The organism is Tunicatimonas sp. (assembly GCF_049647865.1).
GTDB lineage: Bacteria > Bacteroidota > Bacteroidia > Cytophagales > Cyclobacteriaceae > Tunicatimonas.
Genome location: NZ_JBARYM010000757.1, coordinates 1 through 1797 on the forward strand (window position 1 = coordinate 1; position 1797 = coordinate 1797).

Annotated in this window: 2 protein-coding genes; one reads left to right on the forward strand and one right to left on the reverse strand. The window is 46.7% G+C overall.

Features of this window, described 5'->3' with window-relative positions; all coding sequences use genetic code 11:
• Window positions 1-146 (reverse strand): DUF4494 family protein (locus WBA23_RS22110; RefSeq protein WP_424584455.1); only part of this gene is annotated, 146 nt, incomplete at its 3' end.
• A 314-nt stretch (window positions 147-460) separates the two neighbouring features.
• Here WBA23_RS22110 and WBA23_RS22115 point away from each other — a divergent pair.
• On the forward strand, window positions 461-1797 hold a 1337-nt coding region (locus WBA23_RS22115), incomplete at its 3' end, for a DUF885 domain-containing protein (protein ID WP_424584454.1).

The window sequence follows — 1797 nt, forward strand, 5'->3', positions numbered from 1 at the left end:
ATCATGGTTTCCATTTTTTCGTACATGCGCCGTTCGGCCTCAGTGAACGAAACCGCATCGACCAGGTACATCTCCGATACGTTCTTTGCTTTTCCTTTCTCGTCGATCTTTTGATACTTTATTTTACAGGTAAACCAGGTGTTCATAACAGTTGATAATGGATAGTGGACAATTGATAATGAGTAATGAATAACATGCGGACTACAATCAGAAAAGGGTGCTTAGTAATCTAGTAAAGTACTTACTAATTATTATTCTGCGCCGCGCCGACATCACTCATTAATCATTAATTTTAAGGGCAGCAAAAATAAGATTTCTGATGGGAATCCCCGAATGCATTTAGAAGAAAGTTTAGTGTGCTTTTGTGTTCAAATTGTTTTAAGTGAATACCACCATCTTACTCGAATGAAAGCTATCTTAGCCAATAGTGCACGATACTCATATTAAACGCCTTTTCCCTATGACCTTACCATCGGTTTCACTTCGCTTACTCACGCTGCTCGCCTTCTTCTCATTCTTAAGCTGTACTGAATCTGAACAGCCGAAGGGGCAGATGCCGGAGGGTAGTTTGGAAGAGCAGTTAACGTACGTCAGCGATCCAGCTAATTTTAGTTCGGAAGATGAACGATTGAATGCCCTCTTTGAACTGTATGCCGAAAGCAAAAAGCGAAACTCCCCAATGATGGCTACCTTTTTGGGTATGGAAGGGTATAATCATTTGTGGGATGATCTTTCTCCCGAAGGGCGACAACAGACTATAGACGAATCAACTGCATTCTACAAAGCTCGGGAGATGTTCAACGCGGATGATCTGGATGAAGACGATCAACTGAACTACGCACTTTTTCAACGCGACGTATCCGATAGCTATAATCTGTATGCTCAATACCCCGAACAGTATTTGGTCGTTGACCAAATCCAGGGAATCAACCAAATGATACCCGCAGTGCTACAGATGATGCCCCAACGGTCGGAAGATCACCTAAACGACCTATTAGCTCGCCTACGGGGCATTCCGGCATTGATGCAAAATACCCAACGCTTACTTCAAGAAGGTATCGAGCAGGGAATTGTCATGCCGCGTACCACCGTAGTTCAGGTGCCGGAGCAAGTACGGGGCATGATTGCGGATGACCCTAATAAAAGTGTGTTCTACGCCTCATTAGCCTCAATAAATGAAACTATTGATCTGGAAGGAGTGGACGGTGAATCGGTGCAGCAGGAAGCGCAGACGCTCATTGAGGAAGAGATCAATCCAGCGTTAGAGCAATTTGCTACGTTTATGGCCGAGGAGTACGTACCCAACGCTCGGGCATCGTTTGGGCTAAAGGACTTACCCAATGGCGAAGCTTGGTACAAAGAACGCATTCGTAACAACACGACGACTGATCTTAGTGCTCAGGAGATTCACGAGATTGGATTAAGCGAGGTGGCTCGCATCCGAGAAGCGATGCAGCAGATCATCGATGAAGTAGCGTTTTCCGGGGATATGCAGGCGTTTAACGAATTTCTAAAGACCGATCCACAGTTCTACTACGATATGCCCGAAGCACTATTGACCGGCTACCGGGAGATTTGTAAGCGGATTGACCCGAAGCTGCCTCAACTCTTCGGTCACCTGCCCCGCTTGCCCTACGGGGTAATTGAGGTGCCCGCCTACCAAGCACCAGCTACCACTCCCGCTTACTACCAACCCGGGTCAATTAAACACGGCACTCCCGGCTACTTCTTTGCCAATACGTACAACCTCAAGAGTCGCCCAAAGTGGGGGATGGAAAGCTTGGCCATCCACGAGGC